This window comes from Labilibaculum sp., assembly GCF_963664555.1.
Classification (GTDB): domain Bacteria; phylum Bacteroidota; class Bacteroidia; order Bacteroidales; family Marinifilaceae; genus Labilibaculum.
In genome coordinates, this window is the sequence record NZ_OY761461.1 from 2,366,964 (window position 1) to 2,384,315 (window position 17,352).

Here is a 17,352-nt window from a genome sequence, read left to right on the forward strand (position 1 = left end):
CGCCTCATTATTGAGGCGCTTCTTGTTTTATATCGCTTTGGTTTTTTCTTTTAACCAGTTCTGATGACTCTCATCCAGTTCGGGAGACAATTCATCGTAAACTTTCTGATGATAATTATTCAACCATTTTCTTTCTTCCGGAGTAAGAAGTTCACAGATAATTCCTTTAGTTTCGAAATGGCATAAAGTGATTGTTTCAAAGTTCAGGAATTCGCCAAATTGAGTTGTTTCTTCCGGGCAGCATAGAATAAGATTCTCATGTCTGATACCGTAGAATCCTTCACGATAAAATCCGGGTTCATCAGAAGTTATCATTCCCGCTAACAAGGCCTGATCTTTAATCTCCTGTCGGATACTTTGTGGCCCTTCGTGAACATTCATAAAACATCCAACACCGTGCCCGGTTCCATGTCCGTAATTTTTACCTTGGTTCCATAAAGCCTGACGAGCTAAAATATCCAAATTGCAGCCACGTGTTCCTTTCGGAAATTTAGCCATTGCCAATTGAATCATTCCTTTTAAAACCAAAGTGAAATCAGTTTTTTCCTCTTCGTTTAATTCACCCATCGGAATGGTTCTGGTTATGTCAGTAGTACCATCCAAATATTGTGCGCCCGAATCAATAAGAAGCAGCCCTTCTGCTTTAATTTCAACATCCGATTCGGGTGTTGTGGAATAATGAGGATGAGCTCCGTGATCTTTGTACCCCGCAATAGTTCCAAAGCTTTCGCCTTTAAAATCTTGTTGAAGAGATCTGAATTCTTTCAGTTTATTCATTACCGTTAATTCAGTAATCTTAGTTTTGCCTATATTTTCTTCAAGCCAATAGTAGAATTGAGTGAGAGCTGTACCATCCTTCTTCATGGCATTTTTCATTCCTTCTATTTCCACGTCATTTTTTATACTTTTCAGCAGTTGAGAGGGGTTTTCTCTTTCAACGATATTGGCACTTATTGAGTAGAATGCATTTAAATTGGTTCGATTTACATCAAGTAGAACACTTGCAGAGCCCGGGATTTTATCCAAGTCGCTAAATATCTGACCGTAATCTGCAATGTAAATTTCATCTTCGGCTAATTTTTGAATCAAATCATTGGAAATTTGATCTTCGCTTAGGTAAAGAGTTGCCGATTCGATTCCTATTATGGCATAGGCTAAGGCAAGGGGATTGTAATCTATATCATTTCCTCTGATATTGAAGATCCAGGCCACATCATCTAAGCTAGCCACAAAATGAAAATTGCACTCGCATTCTTCCATTTGTTTGCGGATTTTTAGCAACTTACTGTATCTGGTTTGGCCTGAATAGCAAACTTCATGATCGAAAATTGGTTTGTTTGGCAATTCTGGACGATTTTCCCAGATTTCATTAACCAGATCGAATTCTTCAATGATATTGATACCCAAATCACCCAATTTGTTTTTTAATTCTCTGGTTTGTGCTACAGAAAAACAAGTTCCGTCAAATCCAACATTTGGATTAATAGGTAGTTCACCGGATAACCATTCGTTTTGAGTAGGAGTTCCTGCAGTTCCCATTTTGAAAAGCTCAATTCCACTTCCTTCTAATTGGGTTTCTGCTTGTAAAAAATATCTGGAGTCTGTCCAAAGTCCTGCTTTCTCCTGGGTTATCACAAGTGTTCCTGCCGAGCCGGTAAATCCAGATAACCATTGACGAGTTGTCCATCTGTCTGGAACATATTCACTCATATGAGGATCAGTACTGGTAATAATATAGGCATGAATATTTTTTTCATGCAATAAAGAACGCAGGGCGTTTACTCTCTCGGCGACAGTCATTTTTAGGTTTCTAATTGTTTACAGGCTAAAATTACAATATTATGAATTATATTGGGCGAAAACCGGACAAATTTTTTACTGTTTAGGTACTTTTAATAAAAAAAAATCCCTCTTTGCCACGCAAAGAGGGATGATGTATGATTTGTCGACCAGTTATTTAAGACTCACATTGCCGTACTGGCTGTTAATGATAACTTTTCCTTTTGGTGATGCAGATTTTCCAACAACAACTTTTAGAGAAGTTTCAGAGTTATTAACAATCTTTTGAATCACCTGAGCATCTTCAGGATAGCTTATGTCGCAATATTTTGTTTCTGCTTCCAGTGAATAGTTTGCTCCTTCTTCAATTGCAATTCTGCTGGCTACATATTGATTGTCCACTTTAATGGATTCAAATTCTTTGGAAACATTTTCAATCTTACAATTTCCGTAACGAAGATTCAATTCCAGATTCTTATTTACATTTTCAATTTTGAAATCAGAATATTGTCCCAGCGTAACTATAAAAGTATTGGTGTTCACAATATCAAAAGCATCGTATTTACTATCAGCAAGAACAGTTTCATTATTATCAAGATGTAACTTTGAGTAACGGCTAACCACAACCAAAGCTTTACTGGTACCAATATTCATTTTCGAATACTTAAGAGTTAATTTGGTTCGGTTGCACTCATTTATTGTTGCTTTTGCATAACTTAAATTAATAGTGCTGACAGGTTTATCTTCCGGATAAAGAAAACTTTCACCTTGAAGATTTCCGTAGCTTAAATTAATATTGGTTTTTGCACGCAAGGTATTGATGTAAATGTTACCAAACTTATTTGAAATATCCAGCTTGATATATGCAGGCATAAATATTTCGTAATCGATACTGAATTTATTACCTGTTTTGAATTGATGCGACATTTCGGTCACAGCGGTAATTTCATTCCCTGTTTTATTGAGTTTTATATCGATACTCTTAAAGAGTAATTTGGCTTTCTCTTCACTTGAGGTTTCTAATGTGATGATCACATTAATGGATACGGAATCGCGATCCCAATTTTTAATGTTAACATCGCCGTATTTGTTGTTGATGCTAAATTCTGTGCCTTCTGCAGCAGAGAAAACTTCTTTAATCTGTTTCTCGAAGTCATCTAATGCAAATACATTTGTTGTAAAAGCGAGAAGAACAACAAATAAGAGAGCGGAAAATTTGAATTTTAATGTCTTCATGGTCTTTTTATTTAGGATGTGTTTTTTTTTGTGATATTGTTTTAATTATACTGCTGTATTCAGATTGATTTTGTTTTGTTTTTTAATCTGATATAATTGTTCGATTATACGATTTAAAATACTCGTTTTTACCTGATAATATTCAATCATTGCCTGAATAATTCTATCGTCATCCGGATGTAATTCAAGCTCTTTTTTTAGCTGTGAATATCTCTCATCCATATCTTTTAATTCTTCGCTCAGTATGCTTTGATGCTGTTTCTTATCAAAACTACCGAGTTGTTTTAACATGCCCAGCTGATTGTTGATGTTTGCAGTGTAAAATGCTTCAACTTCCTTGTATTCGGGAGATATTGCTCCCAAACCTAATTGTTCGCCCTGCATATTTCTAATTTGATACCCAACCAGCCCCGAAAAGATTACAAAAGTAATTATTACAGCCACTTTTAAAAAGTTTGGGATGCTTTCGAATACATTTCTTTTCTTTTGATGGTTTAGCTTCTCAAGAAAATTTTCGAAATGACTATCCTGTGGTTCGTAATCATCGAATTGATCTTTATGATCTCGTAAAATTTTTTCTAAGTCTTTCATACTTACAAATTTTCATTGATTGTAGTATGTAACCTTCTTTTCATTTCCTTTAATTAATTAAGCCCGAAAATTATGAGCTTTTAATTTTCACAAAAGGAAGAGAAGGGTTCATAGCATTTTTTGGTTTTCTTTTTCCGAAATTATCTGAATCAGCTTTTTCTTTGCCCGTAAGAACTGTGATCGGGAAGTGGAGGAGGTAATATTAAGAATGCTTCCTATTTCTTCATGATCATAGCCTTCGATTAAATACAGATTCAAGATAATTCGATAGCCTGTTGGTAGCAGGTCTATTCCTTTTTTTAATAAGGTAATTTGCTCTTCTGAATATTCAATGTTATGCTTATCTTCTTTTTCCTCTTCGGATAATTTATACAGCTCACTGTCAATAGGGAATAGTTCCAGTTTTTTCTTTTTTAAACTATCCAAAGAACGGTTTACAACTATTTTTTTTAACCATGCACCAAAACTAACTTCTCCCTTGTATTTTTTAATGTTTCGGAATGCGGCAAGAAATGATTCCTGCATGATATCTTCAGCCTCCGCAGCATCCTTTACAATTCGTAAAGATGAGTTATACATTGCTTTGTAGTATAACTTATAGATTTTGAATTGGGCTTTGGGGTCATTTTTTCCGCAAAGCTCAATTAGGTCCTGGTGAATGTTTTTGTACAATGAGCTCATTAATCAATTTCTATTCTAATGACGAATGCGGAAACCATGCGTTGCATGTCTATTGAAATTATGCCATTAAATATAAGCAAAATGTTTAAAGAAAGAAGGTTTTTGTTTATCATTATATAAAATGGAAAAAACCATCAAAGTCATTTGACGGTTCATTTGTGATCCCTCTGGGGCTCGAACCCAGGACCCCATCATTAAAAGTGATGTGCTCTACCAGCTGAGCTAAGGAATCTTTTTATATGGAATACTAAATTTACAATAAAATTTTTAGATGGAAAAAATTCATTTTAACGGTCAGTAAAATTGGCTAATTAAATCGACGGGCTTGGCTATCCATAATAAGAATAACGTACCTTTACGATCTACTTTGGTACTTATATTATATAAATAGGAGAATGATATTCATGAATAATAAAATTCTTTCAGTTGTATTTTTGCTGATTTCACAGACTGTATTTGGACAAATACAACTGAAATTAACCGTGCAGATGCCCGATTGCAAGCAGGAAAAGTTTTTGCTTGTAAGAGGCGATGAAGGAGGTTCATTTGTTGTAGGGCAAACAAAAGTAGCCGATAATGGAGTTCTTTCTTTTTCGTGGGAAGGTAATTATGGTTTTTACAGACTTGCCGGTGAAATGGGAAATATTGACTTTTTGATTTCAAATCCTGACTTTTATTTTTCACTGGATGGCAAACCGGTGCTTGGTGAGTTTCGTTTTCCTGATACAGATGAAAATAATCAGTTTCATTATTACCTCTCAGAATTTAATGTGTTGAATCAAAGAATTGGAACTTTGAGGGAAGCGTTGGAGAAATTAAATGAGAGGGATTCTTCCTATAAAGAATTGTACGCTCAATTTAAGTTGGTGCAAAAAGAAAAGAAAGTTTTATTAAAAGAATTATGGAGAACTCATATCGATTCATGGCCGGCACGCATGGCCTTGGCTAAGCAGGAGTTGGATCCGGATGTGAAATTGAAAGGAAAGAATTACGATGACTATCATCAAAAGCATTTTTTTGATTATTTCGCCTTTTCAGATTCCGTGCTGCAAGCTACGCCTATTTATTACGAGAAAATTGGGAAATACTTAAATGCAAATCACATTGATGATCTGATAAAAGCGGAAAATTATAAGACGATAAATGATGTGATAAGTAAACTGTTTTGGCTGACAGAACTGGAGCCAAGCTCACAAAAATATCTGGCAAACTATTTAATGAACCGATACCCGGAACAGAAGTTTCCGGAAATATATCATTTAATTGTTGATGCTTATAAGGTTTTGAATACCTGCGAATACGTTATGGGGAATAAAATTATACAAACCCGAATGCGAAATTCGCACGCTAACAATGCAGGCTGGTTGGTTCCCGATGTAGAGTTAAATCATTCCTTTGATGGAAAAATTCAATCATTATCTGATGTTAACAGTGATTTAACGCTGCTGATAATTTGGTCGGGGAGTTGTGTGCATAGTAGAGAATTGCTGGAGCGTATTAAGGATTTGTACCCTGAATATCATGATTTAGGGTTGGAAGTTGTTGCGGTATCATTGGATAATAATTTGAATTATTGGCGGGAAATGGTTTTGCAAAACTATTCCTCTTGGGTAAATGCCTGCGATACCGATGGCTTGAACGGTACAACTGCAAATCTGTTTAATATTTACGTTACCCCAAGCATGTTTTTGATCGATTCATCTCTAAAAACAGTTGCTGTTCCTCAAACTTTTTTTCAACTGGAGAAAGAATTGGGCGAGTTTTTTAAATAAGTTTCTTATTAATCTTGGTTCTGTTTTAAACTGGTGTTGTTCCCACATTTTACTGCAAGTAATTTTAATGGTTTAAAAATAGATCAGATGCAGGGAAATCTTTTTGATTTCTTAAATCATTTCAGAATCAAAAAAAACAAGCTGGTCGAAATAGTGCATAAAGAACAAGTATCGACAATTATAGTAAGCTTTTTCAGAGCAAAAATTAATTGCCTTTGTTAATTTTCATTCAAATATTATTCTGTTCCTTCTAATTTAGATTTGTTTATTTTCTTTATTTTACTTGGTGGATAACCGTATTGAGAGCTAAATTGTTTCGAGAAATATTTTACATCAGTATAACCTATTTTATTGGCAACTTCGGAGACCGAAAAGCCTTTTTCTAAAAATTGCATGGCAATTTTAAGTTTGATTTCCCGAATAAATTCCAAGGGACTAAGTCCGGTTAAACCTTTTATTTTATTGTAAAATACGGTTCGGCTTACACAACAAAATCCAGAGAGACTGTCAACACTTAATTCTGTTGAATAATTTGTCTCAATATATGTAACTAATTGTTTCAGAAACTCTTCATCTTTTGAGTTAACCTTTAATGTTTTTGGGTCAATAGTTTTATTGTCCCGGTATTTTGAAATAACTAATTTTCTTTGAGTAATTAATGTTTTTATAACAGCTTTTAGATAAGCCATTTGAAGTGGTTTTGTGATATAGGCTTCTGCACCCATTTCAAAACCTGCAATTTTGTCTTGTATATCCACTTTTGCGGTCATCATAACAATGGGTATGTGACAAGTAGAAAAATTTTCTTTTAACAGACGTGTCATCTCAATGCCATCCATTTCCGGCATCATGATATCTGTAATAATAACATCAGGATTATGAATTTGTGCCAATCGAAGCCCTTCTTTTCCGTTATTTGCAACAATACATGAATACAATGAAGAAAGGGAATCTTTGGTGTATGTCAAAATCTCTTCATTGTCTTCAACAATAAGTATTACCTGATCATTAGCATTATCAGTAATAGTTTCTGTAACATTATGATCTTCTATTTCTATATGATGATAGATTGGTTGATGAGATTCATCTGTTATTATCTGAATGTTAGGTGATTGAATTAATTTTTCTTTGTCTAAAGGCATTGAAAAACAAAAAACACTGCCTTTTCCTACTGTCGATGACAGCTCAATATTTCCTTGATGCAGAATGGCCAATTCGTGTGCTAACGACAATCCTATTCCTGTACCCGCGAAATCGTGGTTGCTGAGAATCGTATATCGGTTAAATATTTCGGATATGTTTTTTTCTGGGATTCCCGGACCTTCATCTGTAACAAGAACTTCGGCTTTATTTTTGGATGAATTAATTTTCACACTAACAATAACTTTTTTCCCTTTTGGTGTAAATTTGATTGCATTTGAAATTAGATTGTAAATTATTGAATCTAATTTTGACCGGTCTCCCCAAATGTTGATTGGTGAGCTTGAATTTTGAAAAGAATAAAAAATTTGCTTGTGATTTGCTAAAGGGATGAAACTTTCAAAAATGTCTTTTGTGAATTCATTTAGGTCTACTTCCTGAATTTTTAATTGCATTTTATTGTTCTGAACTTTCCTAAAGTCTAGTAATTGGTTGACAAGTTGCAGCATGCGTTTTGCATTTTTGCGAATAATCCGCAATTTTTTAGTTGGAGCAACATCCAGATTGTCTTGTTGTAACAGGTCTTCAATAGGTCCAAGAATTAGGGTAAGAGGAGTTCTTATTTCGTGCGAAATATTTGTGAAAAACCTTAGTTTTAGTTCATTAATTGTTTTTTCAATGGTTAAATCATTGCGAAACTTATTCATTCGTTTAATGATGTATCTACTGAAAATGATTAAACCTATAGAGATTAACAAATAAGCAAAAAATGCGGGTTTGGTTTGCCACCAAGCCGGTGAAATGGTTATTCTTAATACACGTTCATTTTCATTCCAAAAACCGGTCCGGGTTGTGCTTTTCACTTTAAATTTATATTCCCCGGGAGCGAGGTTTGTATAAGTTGCTTTGGTTTGATTGCCAACATAATTCCAATCGCTATCAAAATTCTCCAGCAAATAGGCGTATTGATTTTTTTTCGGATCGGATAGGTTAAGGGCCGAATATTCAATACTAAAACTTGATTGATTACTGAGTAAAGTTATATCGTTCGTATATGAGATATTCTTTTTTAAAGGGGATTTTGGAGCACCAACAGTTACATCTTTATTAAATAGTTGAAAATTGGTAAGTTCAATAAAGTTGGTCGGTTGGGAGTGTTTAATTAACTCGGGCTGAACAACTTCAATTCCGTTTGATCCACCAAATAGAATTCTTCCATCGGCTAATGTATAACAGGTGTTTTCTGCGAAGTTATTAAAAGCCAGTCCGTTAGATTCATTGTAGATTTGAACGCTTTTATTCGATTCGTCGTAACGGCTTAAGCCGTTTTCAGAACTAAACCACAAATGGTTTGAATTGTCTTCCATGATCCCAAATATTACATCATTTGAAAGACCGGATTCGGATGTTACGGATGAAAATTGAATCGTATCAACAATAGGTAAGATTAGTTTATTAACTCCTCCACCAAAAGTGCCAAACCAGACTTGTTTTTTGGAATCTTCAAAAATCTCAACTACATCGTTGTAATTGATACTGTTCGGCTTCTCCGCTGAATAGTAAAAGTTTTGGAATATGATATTGTTTTGTTTGAGGTCATTGGCTTTTACCAGATTCAAACCAAAAGAGGTGGCAACCCAAAGGTTGGAATCAGTGTCACTATAGATACATCTTACCAAATCGCTTGATAATTGACTGTTGTTCGTTGAATAGGATTGGAAGACGAATGGCTTGGAGTGATTGGCGTTCGTTTTGCAAATTCCATTTCCGAATGTACCAATCCATATATTTCCCATTTGATCCTGAGAAATCGAATAAATATTATTCCCTGCTAACGAGGTGGAATCCTTTGGATTATTTAGATATGAATTGAACTTGATTTTAGTATAATCTGCAGGATTATTTGGGATGGGTTTTTGGCTTATTAATAAACCTTTTCCCTTAGTTCCCAACCACAAGTAATTCTGATGATCAATAAAAATGCTGTATATGTTATCTTTATAGGGATCATTTTTTGTTGGGTGAAAAGACTGAATTGTGCTCAGTTTTTTTAAATCGGGCGAGTAGATATGCAAATCGCCTGCTTTGGTGCCAAACCAAATATAACCGTTTTTATCCTGGCAAATTGAACGGACCACATTATCAGTTATTTGATTAAATTCAGGAATAGGTATAATGTGTGTAAAAGCAGGATCCCGTTTAATTATTTTCTCGAGACCTCCTTTGTATTGACCTGTTCCAAGCCACATTTGTCCTGATAAATCTTCTGTGATACAGTGGACAATACTTGATGAAATGGAGTTCGGATTTGAAGGATTGTTTTGATAGTGAACAAATTGGTCTTTTTCACTATTGTAGTACGTTAAAGCTCCACCGTGCAGTCCAATCCATAAGTTTGAGTCCAGATCTTCATAGAATACATGACGTTCCAAATCTGTAATTACTCTTTGGTTTTTAGCAGTTAGTTTATAATATTTCGACTGCAATGTGCTCAGATCAACTTTCGTAATTCCAAATTCTGTGGCTGTTATCCAGGCATTGTGTTTTCTATCAAAATAAACATTCAAAATTTCATTGCCATGAACTTTCAGTTTCGTCCATTCGTTAGAATCAGGATTATAGGCTAATACTCCCTTGTTAAGAAAAGTAGCCAATATGATTCCATCTTTAGATTGGTACAAATTAGAAATCTGATTTGACTCAAATCCGGACGTGTTGGTCATGTCCAAAAATCTGAACGAAGATTCATTTTTGTTGTATCTAATTATTCCGTAATTATCAGTGCCTAGCCAAATTTCATTACTTAATTCGATTGCTGAGTTAAATGAATAATTGATAAAAAGATGTTGAAAGTTAAATGTTCCTGCACTAATATCTTTTTTTGTGAGAAGATTAATCCCTTTTTTAGTTCCTACCCAAACTGAAGAATCTTTATCTGAAACAATAAAGCGAACTTCTTTGTTTGATATGCTGTATCTTCCTTTATCGCTGTGTTTTGATTGAGCGTAATTATTTAATTCGGGATTGTATTTTAAATAAAGAACACCTCCATTTGTGGTGCCAACCCAAATATCTTCAGGAGAGTACTGTAAAAAACACGTTGCTACACTTATTTTAGTATTTTTAATTTCATCGTATTCGGGCAAGGTCTTAAATAATTCTAATTCAGGGTTCAGGTAGTGATAATATCCATCATAGGTTTTCATCCAAATAAAACCTTGACAATCTTCCCATAGATCTATAACTCTATTGTTTGTGAAAACGTTACTATCTCCTTTTTTGCTCTTGTAAATTTTAAACCGATAACCATCATAACGATTTAAACCATTCATTGTTCCAATCCATAAAAATCCTTTTCTGTCGCATAGTAAACTGGATATGGTATTTTGAGAAAGTCCATTTTCTGAATTAAAATGTTCAAACCTATAAATGTCTTGAGATAAAGTACAAAGACTTTGCAAAAGAGAGAGCAATAGAAATGTCAGTATTCTTATTTGATGCATATGTTATTTCTTATTCATACAAATATAATAATTTAATGAGTTTTTTTACATTTTTTAAGATTTTAGCAATATTTGCTTATTTGTAATTTATTGTGAATGAATGTGTTGATGATTTGACTCCCTTGCAGTCTGATGATTTGACACCGTATTTTAGATGAAATGCAATCTGTAAGTTTAAATAAAAGAGCATATTTTGCAAACGTTATAAATACCGAAAAACTTGTTGCTTTGGTAAAGAGTGAAAAGTTGAAGTTGGTTCTTGCAGGTCAATTATAAATGGTATGTGAAATTTAATAAGTTTTAAAATAGTAAGTATGAAATTATTTTGTGTTTTTCTCCTTTTCGTTTCTCAAATAACTTTTGGGCAGAATAGTGTTGTGGATTTGAAAGATGCTGGTGCGGATAGTAACGGATTAGTAAACTGTTCAACTATTATTGATAAAATTGTTGCAGAATTGAGTGAACAAGGAGGTGGTGAGATTTATATTCCATCAGGGCTTTATTTGAGTGGACCAATAGAATTAAAAAGTAATATAACACTTAATATTGGATCGGGAGCAGTTCTTAAATTCACAGATGATTTTGATGCGTATCTTCCAATGATTGATTCAAGATGGGAAGGAGTTCGGGTGAAAAATTTTAAATCTTGTATTTATTCTCATAATGCAAATAATATAACTATTAAGGGACGAGGCTTGATAGATGGAAATGGAAGCAAATGGTGGGATTTATGGTCACGCATAAGAGGAGGAGAGAAGACCAATACCAAATGGGAGGCTATATTTCAAAAGGAAAATTCAGAAATGCTTAAAACCAATGAATATCTGCAAGGTATGGGAAGTTTTTTGCGCCCACCTTTATTTATGCCATATAATTGTACCAATGTTAGAGTAGAAGGGGTAACATTTACGAACCCACCCTTTTGGACTTTGATGCCTGTTTTTTCAGAAAATGTTACTATTGATGGAATTACTATACTGAATCCTGGAGACTCACCAAATACAGATGGAATTGATCCTTCATCGTGCCGAAATGTAAGAATCAGTAACAGCCACATTAGTGTTGGTGATGACTGTATTGTTATTAAATCAGGACGTGATGCTGATGGGCGTGAAGCAGATAAACCAACAGAAAATATAACAATCACCAACTGCACTATGCTTAATGGTCATGGTGGGGTTGTAATTGGAAGTGAAATGTCTGGCAGTGTGCGGAGAGTAACCATTTCAAATTGTGTATTTGAGGGTACAGACAGAGGTATCCGTATTAAGACTATGAGAGGAAGAGGTGGTGTTGTGGAAGATGTGCGTGTTTCAAATGTTGTTATGCATAACATGTTAAGAGAAGGGGTGATGATTAACATGCACTATCATGAAACACCGGAGGAACCAATTTCGGATCGAACACCAGCCATTCGGAATGTTTATATTTCAAATGTGAGAATGACTAATGCTAATAAAGGCATTGCGATTTATGGATTAAAAGAGCGTTCCGCAGATCAAATAAGCTTTAACGATATACAAATAGAAGGGAAAACAGGTGTTACTGGTGATTATGCTTCTAATGTTGATATGAAAAATATTCGTCTTTCTGTGAGTAATGGAAATGCAATTGAATTTAATCATTCGGAGAAAATCCAGATCAGCGATTTAACCGTTTATAATTTGTCAGCCGACGCATCGGTGATAAAGTTGGATAATTGTTCTGATATATTGGTGAATAATTGTTTTCAACCAACAGAATTGCCTGTTTTTATTGAAGGCAATCAGTCTGTAACAAATCTATTTGTGATTAATAATATTCTTTCAGGTGTAGCTTTGCTGGTTGATGGTGATGTGCCGTTTTTGACTGAAAAAGGAAACATCATTAAGAGTAATATGGAAAAGAATACACAAACTGCAGTGAAAAAATAAAACACTTATGAAGAACATTTCATTTATAATCATATTGTTAGTCGTTACCAGTTGTAAGTTTAAGCAAACATCAACAGGAAATGCACAAAAGAAAGAGACTCCAAAATGGTCGGTAAAAATGGCCGATGAGGTGATGAGACAATCGGATAGCCTTATTCATTATTTAAATCCTCGAACTGTAAAATGGCAATACGACATTGCCTTTTTAGGACAGGCAATCGATCATTTAGGAGATGTTGATTCGAAATATTCTCGTTATATGGAAGATTATGTGAATTATTTTGTCAGGGAAGATGGAAGTGTAAAGAATTATAAGATTGAAGAGTACAATATAGATCGAATTAATCCGGCTAAAAATATTATTACGCTTTATAAGAGAACAGGCGAAGAAAAGTACCGTAAAGCGCTGAATTCATTTGTTATTCAAATGCAAAATCATCCCAAAACAAAAAGTGGTGGTTTTTGGCATAAAAAAGTTTACCCAAATCAAATGTGGTTGGATGGGATATATATGGCTTCTCCATTTTTAGCTCAATATGCAAAGGAATTTAATACTCCCGGACTATTTGATGAGGTATGCCTTCAGATTAAATTAATCTATGAAAAAACAAAGGATGAAAAGACAGGCCTGTTATACCATGCTTATGATGAAAGCCGTGAACAAAAATGGAGTAATCAGGTAACAGGTTGCTCTCCAAATTTTTGGAGCAGATCTATGGGGTGGTATGTTATGGCTATTGTTGATGTTTTGGATTATCTGCCTGAGAACCATAAGGATCGGGATGAACTGATATCTCTACTACAAAATAGTTGCGAAGCTTTGCTGAAGGTACGCGATAAAGATAGTGGGTTGTGGTATCAGGTTCTTGATCAGACTGATCGGGAAGGGAATTATCTCGAAGGTTCTGGTTCTGCGATGTTTTGCTACGCATTTGCTAAAGGTGCATCGAAAGGTTATTTGGATAAAAAATACAATAATATTGCTAACTCAGTATTTAGTTCCATCACACAATTACTCATAACGGAAAATCCAGACGGATCAATTGAGATGAAAGATATTTGTGGCGGTTGTGGTTTGGGTGGCAATCCATATAGAGATGGTTCTTATGAATATTATATTAATGAGAAGAGGGTTGTGAATGATCCTAAAGGAGTTGCACCTTTTATTTTGGCGGCTATAGAATTGAATAAATAGTTGTGATTGTCACTTGTATACATCACTTAACTAAAAACAAGTGTATGTGTGTTGTGAAAAAAAACGAACCCTAACCTGTTCGTTAGTCCGTTGGCGCAAACGTTAGAAGTTGCAAAAATGTTTTTGTTTATTAAAATCAATTTGTATTGATGGACTAAAAATGGAGTGAAGATGAAATTTCTAATCTTAATCAAATATATTAAAGTGTATTCTAATTTTTTACTAAACTTATCTAAATGAAGAAAAATCTGAATAAAATTAGCAAACTTTTTATGCTGGGCTTTTTTGTACTGCTATTTTGCAGTCTTGATAGCTTTGGACAAAAAGTAACAGGAATGGTTACTGATGCAACAAATTTTCCATTGCCAGGAGTTACAGTTACAGTAAAAGGCAACCAAAATCTCGGTACAATTACAGGTATTGATGGTATTTATTCAATAGAATTACCAAATGCTCAGTCTGATATAATTATAGTTTCTTTTATCGGAATGGAGACACAGGAAATTCCAATATCCGGAAGGACTGAAATTAATGTAGTTTTGCAGGAAGCATTCACACAATTGGAAGAGATTGTGGCGATTGGTTATGGAGTTGTTAAAAAGAAAGACCTTACGGGAGCTGTAGCTTCGGTTAAAGGTGAAGATTTAGCAGCTATTTCAGTGCCGGATGTTGCTCAGGCATTACAGGGGCGTTTATTGGGCGTAAATGTGGTTAGTCAGGATGGACGTCCTGGTGCTGATGTATCTATCAAAATTCGTGGAGGAGGTTCTATCACTCAATCCAATGATCCTCTATTTGTTGTTGATGGATTTCCAGTAAGTTCTATTTCTGAAATTCCTGCAGATCAAATTGAATCCATTGATGTGTTAAAGGATGCATCTTCAACTGCAATTTATGGTGCTCGTGGAGCAAATGGTGTTATTCTGGTTACTACAAAAAAGGGCAAAGCAGGAAAGCTTCAAGTTACTTATAGTGGTTACACACAGGTAAAAAGCGTAGCAAAATCACTTGAAACTTTATCTGCACAGGAGTATGTGAATCATACTTGGGCTTATGCTGCAGCTTACGGCGCCAGTAATGGAAGTGGAATAGCCGAGTATTTTGGATTGGGAAGTGCCAATGGCAATCATTATGCTGATTACGCCAATGTAAAGGCTCATAACTACACCGATGATGCATTACGAACTGCATTTACTCAAAGTCATACTATTAGTTTGTCTGGTGGAACTGAAAAAACAAAAGTATTTGCTTCCATTGGATATTTAAATGATGAAGGTATCAAGATTAATTCAGGCTATGAGCGTTCAAATGCTTCTTTTAAAATAGATCAGGAATTGGCTGAAAACTTGAAGGTAGATTTTGATTTACGTTATTCAGAATCAGAGTTAAGTGGAAAAGAAGGCAATACCAATGGTAGAGGGTCTCTAATTTCTTCTGCTTACTGGTTTCGTCCAATTGATAATCCATTAGGTGGTGTTGATTATACCGATGTTTCTTCCAGTTTTGGTAATGGTGATGCAAACATCGACGAAAGTAGTAATCCTATTGGGTTAATTAATGATATTACAAATATTACAAAATCGCAAAACTTACGTGGATTTGCCGGATTAACATGGGAGATCATAAAAGGACTTAAGGCTCGCAGTGAGGTTGGATTTACCAGAGTTAATGATGAAAGTAATTATTACGAAGATGGATTGACCAATGGATATAAAACAGCAACCATAAAAAGAAAAGGCGCGGAAAGTTTTCGTTCAGTTACAACGCTGAATTATGAATTTAATTTAGGAGAATCAAATAAATTATCTTTTTTGTTGGGTAATGAAATTTTGAAATCGAAATCTACTACTTTAGAAGTTAAAGGTAAGGGATATCCTGAAAACTTTGATTATAAGACAACAACAGGTTTAATTCAAACAGGAGAGACTTTAACTCCACTAAACACTGTTGGAACTCCTTCACATTCATTGTCTTTCTTTGGTCGTGCAAACTACTCATTAAAAGATAGATATCTTTTTACAGCTACGGTTCGTGCTGACGGTTCATCTAAATTTGCTTCAAACAATCGATGGGGATATTTCCCGGCAGTAGCTGCAGCATGGCGTATCTCTGATGAGCCTATGTTGGAAAGCACAAGGGATTGGTTAGATAACCTTAAATTAAGAGTATCTTATGGTGCTTCGGGCAGCGATAATATCAGCTCTTCATTATGGAAAGAAACATGGGAAAGTGGAAGTAGCAGTGATATTCATTATCCTATTAACGGTAGTATTGGATCTTATTACAAGCCATCAGGTCTATATCCTAATCCTGACTTAAAATGGGAAACAACTGTTTCCAGAAACTTAGGTATAGACTATGGAATGTTCAACAACCGTATTTATGGGGTTGCTGAAGTTTATTGGAACACAACTAACGACTTATTAATGGCTGTTCCGGTTGACAATACAACAGGATATTCTTACCAGTACCAAAATTTTGGACAAACCTCAAATAAAGGGGTCGAGCTTTCTGTTGGAGTCGACATTATTCGTTCTGATGATTGGGATTTTGGAGTAAATCTTATCTACAACTATAATAAAAATAATATTGATAATCTTAAAAACACTGATCAATATCAATATGCTTCTAATTGGGCTTCTTCAGCGACTAAGCCTGCGTATGATTATGCACTTGTTGAAGGCAAATCAGTAGGAGTGATTCGTGGTTATGTAAGCGAAGGATTCTATAAGGTTGATGATTTTAACTATGCAAATGGTATTTATACATTAAAAGACGGAATTGCGGATTTTGATAAAGGTTTTACAGGAAGTTATCCAAATCCTTTTGCTGTTGCCGATGGTCAGAATGCTTTTCCAGGTGCTATTAAATTGAAGGATGTAGATAAAAGTGGAACTGTTGATGCTGAGGATTATACTGAATTGGGAGAAGCAACACCTAAACATACAGGGTCAATTAACTTAAATTTGAGATATAAAAACTTTGATTTAGGTGCTAATATGAACTGGGTTTTGGGAGGAAAAATCTACAATGCTTCAGCTTTGGTAAGTAGTTATGGAAATAAAGATGCTAGTATTGGTGCGAACCGTTTAGCCTTTGTAAAAGATGCTTATAAAGTTTATGACGTTAATTCTTCTGGAGATTTGACAGCTGTAACCGATCCTGCGGCATTAAAAGCATTAAATGCAAATGCTAAATATGCTCTGCCTTACAATGAGAATGGTGTTACCTATTCTACATTTGTTGAGGATGCTTCTTATTTGCGTTTACAAACAGTAACATTGGGATATAATGTTCCAAAGTTGGCGTCTCAAAAAATAGGAATTGAAAGAATCCGTGTGTATTTCACTGGTAATAATTTATTTACAATAACAGGTTATTCAGGAGTAGATCCAGAGGTGAATACAACTCCAAAGAGTGCAGGCAGCGCTTTTAGCAGTTTGAAAATATTCCCGACAACTAATATGGACTGGGGTGCATATCCTCGTGCAAAAACTTTCACTTTAGGAGTAAATGTTACTTTCTAATATGAGGAATATTAT

General features: G+C 34.7%; 9 protein-coding genes and 1 tRNA gene. 4 read left to right on the forward strand and 6 right to left on the reverse strand.

The genetic code is table 11. The features are described from left to right. Positions 1-27 precede the first annotated feature (27 nt). The 5 genes from ACKU4N_RS09415 to ACKU4N_RS09435 form a co-directional block, all read right to left on the reverse strand. Complete coding sequence (locus tag ACKU4N_RS09415; RefSeq protein WP_321322645.1) at positions 28-1,800, reverse strand: aminopeptidase P family protein; 1,773 nt, start codon at positions 1,798-1,800, stop codon at positions 28-30. Positions 1,801-1,953: 153 nt separating this feature from the next. Then, the gene (locus tag ACKU4N_RS09420; RefSeq protein ID WP_321322646.1) at positions 1,954-3,015 is read right to left on the reverse strand and encodes a hypothetical protein; all 1,062 of its coding nucleotides are present in this window, start codon (positions 3,013-3,015) and stop codon (positions 1,954-1,956) included. Positions 3,016-3,060: 45 nt separating this feature from the next. Then, positions 3,061-3,606: a hypothetical protein gene (locus ACKU4N_RS09425; RefSeq protein WP_321322647.1), complete on the reverse strand. Its 546-nt coding sequence runs from the start codon at positions 3,604-3,606 to the stop codon at positions 3,061-3,063. 108 nt (positions 3,607-3,714) lie between these two features. After that, on the reverse strand, positions 3,715-4,287 hold the full coding sequence (locus ACKU4N_RS09430) for an RNA polymerase sigma factor (protein ID WP_321322648.1): 573 nt from the start codon (positions 4,285-4,287) through the stop codon (positions 3,715-3,717). A gap of 159 nt (positions 4,288-4,446) precedes the next feature. Then, a tRNA-Lys gene (locus ACKU4N_RS09435) sits at positions 4,447-4,519 on the reverse strand. A 172-nt stretch (positions 4,520-4,691) separates the two neighbouring features. Here ACKU4N_RS09435 and ACKU4N_RS09440 point away from each other — a divergent pair. Continuing rightward, positions 4,692-6,059 carry a peroxiredoxin family protein gene (locus ACKU4N_RS09440; protein ID WP_321322649.1) on the forward strand — a complete coding sequence of 456 codons (1,368 nt, stop codon included), beginning with the start codon at positions 4,692-4,694 and terminating at the stop codon, positions 6,057-6,059. A gap of 236 nt (positions 6,060-6,295) precedes the next feature. Here ACKU4N_RS09440 and ACKU4N_RS09445 read toward each other — a convergent pair whose 3' ends face one another. After that, entirely contained in the window at positions 6,296-10,702 is a 4,407-nt protein-coding gene (locus tag ACKU4N_RS09445; protein ID WP_321322650.1) for a hybrid sensor histidine kinase/response regulator transcription factor, read from the reverse strand. Between the two features lie 314 nt (positions 10,703-11,016). Here ACKU4N_RS09445 and ACKU4N_RS09450 point away from each other — a divergent pair, with 314 nt between their 5' ends. The 3 genes from ACKU4N_RS09450 (at position 11,017) to ACKU4N_RS09460 (ending at position 17,337) form a co-directional block, all read left to right on the forward strand. Continuing rightward, positions 11,017-12,615, forward strand: a complete 1,599-nt coding sequence (locus ACKU4N_RS09450) for a glycoside hydrolase family 28 protein (RefSeq protein WP_321322651.1) — start codon at positions 11,017-11,019, stop codon at positions 12,613-12,615. A gap of 7 nt (positions 12,616-12,622) precedes the next feature. Next, on the forward strand, positions 12,623-13,810 hold the full coding sequence (locus ACKU4N_RS09455) for a glycoside hydrolase family 88/105 protein (RefSeq protein ID WP_321322652.1): 1,188 nt from the start codon (positions 12,623-12,625) through the stop codon (positions 13,808-13,810). Positions 13,811-14,046: 236 nt separating this feature from the next. Continuing rightward, positions 14,047-17,337, forward strand: coding sequence for a SusC/RagA family TonB-linked outer membrane protein (locus tag ACKU4N_RS09460; RefSeq protein WP_321322653.1), 3,291 nt, complete (start codon positions 14,047-14,049; stop codon positions 17,335-17,337). Positions 17,338-17,352: the final 15 nt, after the last annotated feature.